The 7,062-nt window shown below is 72.0% G+C and carries 7 protein-coding genes; 1 reads left to right on the plus strand and 6 read right to left on the minus strand.

The genetic code is table 11. The annotated features are described in order from the left end of the window. Positions 1-35: 35 nt before the first annotated feature. The 6 genes from VDQ18_RS22110 to VDQ18_RS22135 all read right to left on the minus strand — a co-directional run bounded on the left by VDQ18_RS22110 (position 36) and on the right by VDQ18_RS22135 (position 5,113). On the minus strand, positions 36-440 hold the full coding sequence (locus VDQ18_RS22110) for an acyl-CoA thioesterase (protein WP_323023029.1): 405 nt from the start codon (positions 438-440) through the stop codon (positions 36-38). A 65-nt stretch (positions 441-505) separates the two neighbouring features. After that, a complete protein-coding gene (locus VDQ18_RS22115) occupies positions 506-1,207 on the minus strand; it encodes an SDR family oxidoreductase (protein ID WP_323023030.1) in 702 nt (233 codons plus the stop codon). Next, positions 1,204-2,178: a threonine-phosphate decarboxylase CobD gene (gene cobD / locus VDQ18_RS22120; RefSeq protein ID WP_323023031.1), complete on the minus strand. Its 975-nt coding sequence runs from the start codon at positions 2,176-2,178 to the stop codon at positions 1,204-1,206. The genes VDQ18_RS22115 and cobD overlap by 4 nt, the downstream gene beginning before the upstream one ends. Beyond that, positions 2,172-3,107, minus strand: coding sequence for an adenosylcobinamide-phosphate synthase CbiB (gene cbiB / locus VDQ18_RS22125; RefSeq protein ID WP_323023032.1), 936 nt, complete (start codon positions 3,105-3,107; stop codon positions 2,172-2,174). The genes cobD and cbiB overlap by 7 nt, the downstream gene beginning before the upstream one ends. Beyond that, positions 3,104-3,919 (minus strand): propanediol utilization protein, encoded by an 816-nt coding sequence (locus tag VDQ18_RS22130; RefSeq protein WP_323023033.1) that lies wholly within the window; start codon positions 3,917-3,919, stop codon positions 3,104-3,106. Before VDQ18_RS22130 ends, cbiB begins: the two co-directional genes overlap by 4 nt. A gap of 54 nt (positions 3,920-3,973) precedes the next feature. Then, on the minus strand, positions 3,974-5,113 hold the full coding sequence (locus VDQ18_RS22135) for a polysaccharide biosynthesis/export family protein (protein WP_323023034.1): 1,140 nt from the start codon (positions 5,111-5,113) through the stop codon (positions 3,974-3,976). A 275-nt stretch (positions 5,114-5,388) separates the two neighbouring features. Between VDQ18_RS22135 and VDQ18_RS22140 the strand changes: the two genes are divergently transcribed. After that, positions 5,389-7,062 (plus strand): FAD-binding dehydrogenase (locus VDQ18_RS22140; RefSeq protein WP_323023035.1); only part of this gene is annotated, 1,674 nt, incomplete at its 3' end.

Here is a 7,062-nt window from a genome sequence, read left to right on the forward strand (position 1 = left end):
GGTGCGTGCTCGCACGCACCTTAGGCTCCGCATCCTCACACCCCGAGCCGCGCCCTGAGCGGCGCCAGATCCCCGGCGGACAGGCCCTTCTCGCCGGGGATGAACAGTCCGCGCGTCTCGGTCCCGGTGGCGGTGACCGTGTCGTCCAAAGACACCGTGTAATCCAGCACCAGCGCCTTGCGGCCCCAGTCGCGGACGGTCACCGCGATCTCGATCCGGTCATTGGGCCGCATCGGCCGGCGGAAGGCGGCTTCCGAGCCCATCAGCCCCATCCCCACCGCGCCCAGTTCCCGGCACAGCGCCTGATGCCCGCCGAAGCCCGCCAGCCAGTCGTGGAAGCAGCGGTCGAACCAGCCATAGATATTGGGATAGAAGACGATTCCCGCCGGGTCGCATTCGCCGAAGGTCACCCGATGCTGGATGCTGTGCAGCGCGCTCATGCCTGATCCTGTCGTTGAGGTGTTTCAGGCTTCAAACACCGCGCGCGGCACGGATGCAACCCCGGTTAGAGCGACCTCATCAGCCCGCCATCGACCCGGATCTTCTGCCCGGTGATATAGGCCGCGCCCTCGGACAGCAGGAAGGCGACCGTCGCGGCGATCTCCTCGGCCGTCCCATAGCGCTGCATCGGCACCGACTGGCGCCGCGCCTCCTGTTCCGGCAGGCTGTCGATCCAGCCGGGCAGCACGCTGTTGATCCGGATCCCCTTGGCCGCATAGGTATCGGCGTAGAGCTTGGTAAAGGCCTGCAGCCCTGCCCGCGCTGCGGCCGAGGTCGGGAACATCGGCGAGGGTTCGTCGATCCAGGCCGTAGTGATATTGACGATGGACCCGCCGCCCTGGGCCTCGAAGATCGGCGTCACCAGGCGGGCCATGCGGACCATGGGCAGGAAATAGACCTCCATCCCCTCCAGCCATTGCGCGTCGGTGATCTCCAACAGCGGGCCTTTTGGCCCATGCCCGGCCGAGTTCACCACCGCGTCGATGCGCCCCCATTGGTCCATCGCCGCCTCGACCAATGCTTTCAGCACGGCCTCATCCTGGTTCGAGCCGGTCACGCCGATGCCGCCCAGCTCCTCGGCCAGTGCGGCGCCCTTGCCCGAGCGGGAGTTGACGGCGACCTTCCAGCCCTGCGCGGCGAGGGTGCGGGCGGTGGCGGCGCCCATGCCGGAACCGGCGGCGGTGATCAGGGCGACTTTCTCGGTCATGCGGGTCTCCATTCGCTGAACGCCTGCTCGACCCGGCCCCAGTCGGCGCCGTCGGGCAGGCCCAGTCTGAGCCAAGTCCGCGAATAGGGGAAGCGCCGCGTCCAGATCGCCCGCCGCGCCAGATGGATCTGCGCCGCCTCGGCATCCGGGGTGGCGTAGGTGCGAAAGAGCGGCGTGCCGCCGACCAGCGCCCAGCCCGCCCGCTGGGCCAGCCGGTCGAGCCTGTCGGCATCCGCTGCCAGCCGTTCGGTGGTGGCCCGCTGCCAGTCCCGGTCGCGCAGGGCGCTGGCGCCGATGGCCAGCGCCGGGCCGCTGACCGACCAGGGGCCCGCCATCTCGCGCAGCCGATCCAGCAGTGCGGGCGCGCCCAGCACGAAGCCAAGCCGCGCCCCCGCCAGCCCGTAGAACTTGCCGAACGAGCGCAGGACGATCAACCGCTCGCTGATCGCGGCGGCGACGGACAGCTCGGGCTGCGGGTCGGCGAAGCTTTCGTCCACCACCAGCAGGCCGACCTTCTTGGCCAGCCCTTCCAGCGCTTCGGGCGTCCAGCAGCGGCCGTCGGGGTTGTTGGGGTTCACGACCACGGCGAGGTCGGCACCGCCCAGACCGCGCAGCCCCTCGACCGCCTCCACCTGCCAGCCCTGTGCGCTGAGCGAGGCGGCATGTTCGTTATAGGTCGGGCACAGCACCCGGGCGATGCCGGGGGGGCCCAGCCGCGGATAAAGCTGGATTGCCGCCTGCGCGCCCGCCAGCGGCAGGATGCTGTCCGCCGCCACGCCATAGGCCTCGGCCGCGGCCTCGACCAGCGCGCGCTGGGCGTTTTCGGTGGGGAGCGCGGTCCAGGCCTCGGCCGGGATAGCGGGCACCGGCCAGGGGCGCCGGTTGATGCCGGTCGACAGGTCGATCCACTCCGCCCCGCCGTATTCCCTGCGCGCGGCATCCAGATTGCCGCCGTGGTCCCGAGTTACCATCCCATCACCGCCAAGATTGCAAGCGGCAGCGCCAGCCCCAGCATCGCCCGCCGATAAAGCCCCAGACCCCGCGCCAGATCCTTCGCCTCGGGGTCGGGGGCACCGGCGTTGACCCATGGTTCCTGCGCCACCCTGTCCCCGTAAACGCGCGGACCCGACAAACGGATCCCCAGCGCCCCGGCCATCGCCGCCTCGGGCCAGCCGGCGTTGGGCGAGCGGTGGTGGCGCGCGTCCTTGGCCATGGTGCGGAAGGCGGCGCCGGGGCGGGCCGAACACAGCGCGAAGAGGGCGCCGGTCAGCCGGGCAGGGGCGAGGTTGACCAGATCGTCGATCCGCGCCGAGGCCCAGCCGAACAGCTCATAGCGCGCGTTGCGGTGGCCGATCATCGAATCCAGCGTGTTGATCGCCTTGTAGGCGGCGATCCCGGGCAACCCCGCGACGGCGCCCCAGAAGAGGGGCGCGACGATCCCGTCCGAGGTATTCTCGGCCAGGCTTTCGACGGCGGCGCGGGCGACCCCTGCCTCGTCCAGCTTCGAGGGATCGCGGCCCACGATCATGGAAACCGCGTGACGCGCCTCGCCCAGATCGCCCGCGGCGAGGGGCCGGGCCACCGCCGCGACATGCTGGTGCATGGAGCGGATGGCGACCAGCGGCCAGGCCAGAACCCCGGCGATCAGCGTCCCGAGCCAGCCGCCGGGCAGCAGCGCCACAACCAGCCCGGCCAGCCCGCCGGTCAGCCCGATCACCACCAGCGCGGTCAGCACGCCCTTGGCGCGGCGGGCGGCGCCGTGGTTGAGCCGTGCCTCAAGCGCGGAGATCAGCGCGCCGATCCAGGTGACGGGATGGCCAATCCGGCGATAGAGCGGGTCGGGCCAGCCGATCAGCGCGTCAATCGCCATGGCGATGAGCATGGAGGCCGCGAAACTCATGCACCACCCCCGGTGAAGCGCAGGATTTGGGAGAAGCCCGCCGCGCGCAGGCTGTCCTCGGCACCGGCGGGCACCGCGTCCGGGGCGAAGATCAGCCCCCGGGCGCTGCCGGTATGGGCGATCATCCAGCCCGCCGCGCCCAGCGTGTCGGCCAGCGCCGCGGTGGGATCGCCCGCGGGTCCGCGCAGGGCCAGGGTCCGCGCCGCGCTTTCACCGGCCAGCGCCGCCATGGTGGGCAGATCCGGCCCCGGACGCCAGCGGGCGACCAGATCGGCGATGTCGGGGAAATCCTGATCCTCGGCCCTGGTGCGCTGCCCCTCGCCCAGGAAACCGCCCAGAACCTCGAACCGGGGCAGGGGCGGCAGGGCCTCGATCACCCGGCCCTCGCGCGGGGCGAAGAGCAGCCGTTCGGGCCGGGGCAACATCAGCGGATCGCTGGCGCCCTCGGCCTGGACGCAGGCCCGGGCCAGAGCCTCGGGCGGGCCGTCGAAGCCCAGCCAGCGGGCCAGCGCCACCAGTGCCGCGGTGGACGACCCCGCCCCGCCGCCCGGCGGCATCGAGGCCGAGAGCGCGGGCAGCACGCCGGGCACGGCAAGCCCCAGAGCGGCGCAGAGCGCCTGCACCCGGCGCGGCCCCAAGAGCCCGGCATCCCGCCCGCCGACCGACACCGACAGCACCGGACAGGGCAGCGAGATCAGCGCCAGCGGCCCTCCGACCCCCAGCCGCCCCTGCATCAGCTCGCCGAAATGCCCGGCCACCCGCAGCGGGGCGGTCGGCGCTTGGGAGAGGGGGGGCAGGGCGGCCTCGGACATCACGCTGTCTTACTGCGGCCTTTCAGGGCCCGGGGCAAGAGCCGGGAAGGGCGCTCAATTGCCCAGCGAATCGACGGTCCGCGACCCGGCCCGCAGCATCGCCATGGCCTGCGCGAACATCGGCAGCGCCGATTCGGTCGCCAGCACCACATCGCCGGATTCGATGGCGAAGCCTTCGGCGGCGAAAAGCCCGTCGGCGGTGGTCAGGTCGAAGGTGAAGATCACCTCCTGATGGCGCGGATAGGGACCTTCGGCGCGCACGGCCCGGGCCGGGTATTGCCGCAGGATCATCACCCCCTCGAGGTTAGCGCGGCTCGAAACCAGACCGCCCATGCTGGAGAGACCGTCCAGAACGCTGATCCGCTCGCGCTCGAAATAGACGACCTCCTGCCGTCCGGCCGCGCCGAGCGCCACGAAATTGCGGTGGTCCTCCTCGACCATCACCCGGTCGCCGCCGCGCATCTGGATGTCGTTGGCCGGGTTCGCGAAAAGCTCCCGCGCCGGGATCGCCATGGCCGTCCCCGCCCGGTTCACCCGCACCAGCGGGTTGCGCAGGGTGGGGGCGATGCCGCCCGCCTCGGCCAGGACGCTCAGGATGGTTGGGCTGATCTCGGGCAACTGCAGGCGGCCGGGGCGGGCCACGCCGGTCACCACGTCGATCGTGTTCCCCGAGCCGGGCGCCACCGACAGCTGCACCTGGCCGTCGGGCACGATGGGGGCGATGCGCTCCTGGATCTCGCGCCGTGCCTGGTCGGTGGTCATGCCGGCGATCCGCACGTCGCCGACATAGGGCACGAAGACCTGACCCGAGGCCGAGACGGCGACGTCGTTCATCGTCACCATCCGCTGCTCGGCGGTGGTCAGCAGCGATTCCGGCTGGCTGTCCCAGACCGAGATGGTCATCAGGTCACCCGCGCGGATGGTGCGGGCCGCGGGCGAGGCGCCGGTCGAGCGCCAGTTGTGGCGCAGTTCGGGATGGGCGGCGGGCCAGCGCAGCAGCTCGTTCAGCGAGGCGCGGGTCACCGGCACCACCTGCACGCCGTTCAACGGATCTTCGGTGCCGCGCAGGATCTCGGATTGCAGCGCGGCGCCGCGCGGGAGGGCGCAACCGGCGGCAAGAAGCGGCAAGGAAAGCGCGACGGCCAGCCCGCGCAACAGGACCGCAGGTCGGCGCATGCCTGCGGGGGCGATCATCGCTGGTCTCATCAATCCGGCCACTGTCACTCACTCACTCGATCCGCTGCGCGCGGCATGCCGGCCGTCGCCGCATGTCGATGCCGCCCCGCAGCGGGGCTTGGGCGCGACGCTACTGTGCTTCGCCCCATGCGACAAGCGGCGCGCGACGAATGTCGTCCGATCGGCGCAACCGCGCAACAGGCCCGCGTCAGCGGCGTTTCCGCCCCGTGCGAGAGGCTGGCCAGCCGCGGGCGGTCGCCCTAGTCTGGGGGTGCGAGCGAGGGGGGGGCAGCATGGCAGAGGCATTGCGCTATCAGGCCGATGTGGCCGTGGTCGGCGGCGGTCTGGCGGGTCTGGTCGCCGCCTGCGAGGCGGCGGCGCGCGGCAAACGGGTCTTGCTGCTGGATCAGGAGGGCGAGCAGAACCTGGGCGGTCAGGCCTTCTGGTCGCTGGGCGGGCTGTTCATGGTCGACACGCCGGAACAGCGGCGGATGCGGATCCGCGACAGCAAAGCGCTGGCGCTGGGCGACTGGCTGGGCTCGGCCGGGTTCGACGGGCCGCAGGACCATTGGCCGCGCAAGGTGGCCGAGGCCTATGTCGCCTTCGCCGCGGGTGGCATGCGCGACTGGCTGGCCGGAATCGGCATGCGCTGGTTCCCGGTGGTCGGCTGGGCCGAACGCGGCGGGGCGCAGGCCCATGGCCACGGCAATTCCGTGCCGCGCTTTCACGTCACCTGGGGCACCGGGCCGGGAGTGCTGGCGCCCTTCGAGCGGATGGCGCGGGAACACGCCGCCGCCGGGCGCCTGCGCTTCGCCTTCCGTCACCGCGTGACGGCGATCACCCGCGCGGGCGGGCGCATCGCCGGGCTGGCGGGCGAGGTGCTGGAACCCACGCTGGTGGCGCGCGGGCAGAAATCCTCGCGCGCGGCGGTGGGAGAGTTCGAGGTCGAGGCGGGCGCGGTCATCGTCACCTCGGGCGGCATCGGCGGCAATTTCGACCGGGTGCGCGCCGCCTGGCCGGTCGAGCGGCTGGGCCCGCCGCCCGCCCGGATGGTGGCCGGGGTGCCCGCGCATGTCGATGGGGACATGATCGAGGTGGCGGCCGGGGCGGGCGCCGGGCTGATCAACACCGGCCGGATGTGGCATTACTGCGAAGGGATCCGCAACTGGGACCCGATCTGGCCCGCGCACGGGATCCGTATCCTGCCCGGCCCCTCATCCCTGTGGTTCGACGCGCTGGGCCAGCGGATGGAGGCGCCCTACCTGCCCGGGTTCGACACGCTGGGGACGCTGCGGCGCATCCTGTCGACCGGGCACGCGCATAGCTGGTTCGTGCTGACGCAGGGGATCATCAAGAAGGAATTCGCGCTGTCGGGCAGCGAGCAGAACCCGGACCTCAGCTCCGGCCGCTGGGCCGAGGTGCTGAAGGCGCGGCTGGGCGCGGGCGGCAAGGCCCCGGCGCCGGTCGAGGCCTTCAAGGAAAAGGGCGCCGATTTCGCCGTCGCCGCGACGCTGGAGGAGCTGGTCGCCGGCATGAACCGGATCGGTGCGACAATGGGCGACCCGCCGCTCGACGCCGGGCAGCTGCGCCTGCAGATCGAGGCACGGGACGCGCAACTCGCCAACCCCTTCGCCAAGGACGCCCAGATCAACGCGATCCGCGAGGCGCGGCAGTATCTGGGCGACAAGCTGATCCGCACCGCGAAACCGCATGCGATCCTCGACCCGGCGCAGGGACCGCTGATCGGCGTGCGCCTGTCGGTGCTGACCCGCAAGACATTGGGCGGCATCCATACCGATCTGGACGGGGCGGTGCTGGACGATGGTGGCGCACGGATCGAGGGGCTGTTCGCGGCGGGCGAATGCGCGGGCTTCGGCGGCGGCGGGTATCACGGCTACAACGCGCTGGAAGGGACGTTTCTGGGCGGGTGCCTGTTCTCGGGCCGTGCCGCGGGGCGGGCGGCGGGG

It is taken from the genome of Pararhodobacter sp. (assembly GCF_034676075.1).
In the GTDB taxonomy this organism is placed as follows: Bacteria; Pseudomonadota; Alphaproteobacteria; order Rhodobacterales; family Rhodobacteraceae; genus Pararhodobacter.

What these genes read in the sequence shown, in the direction of transcription:
- cbiB (WP_323023032.1), bottom strand. Translation starts at nt 3,107, where the DNA reads ATGAGTTTCGCGGCCTCCATGCTCATCGCCATGGCGATTGACGCGCTG.
- VDQ18_RS22130 (WP_323023033.1), bottom strand. Translation starts at nt 3,919, where the DNA reads ATGTCCGAGGCCGCCCTGCCCCCCCTCTCCCAAGCGCCGACCGCCCCG.
- VDQ18_RS22115 (WP_323023030.1), bottom strand. Translation starts at nt 1,207, where the DNA reads ATGACCGAGAAAGTCGCCCTGATCACCGCCGCCGGTTCCGGCATGGGC.
- VDQ18_RS22135 (WP_323023034.1), bottom strand. Translation starts at nt 5,113, where the DNA reads ATGATCGCCCCCGCAGGCATGCGCCGACCTGCGGTCCTGTTGCGCGGG.
- VDQ18_RS22110 (WP_323023029.1), bottom strand. Translation starts at nt 440, where the DNA reads ATGAGCGCGCTGCACAGCATCCAGCATCGGGTGACCTTCGGCGAATGC.
- cobD (WP_323023031.1), bottom strand. Translation starts at nt 2,178, where the DNA reads ATGGTAACTCGGGACCACGGCGGCAATCTGGATGCCGCGCGCAGGGAA.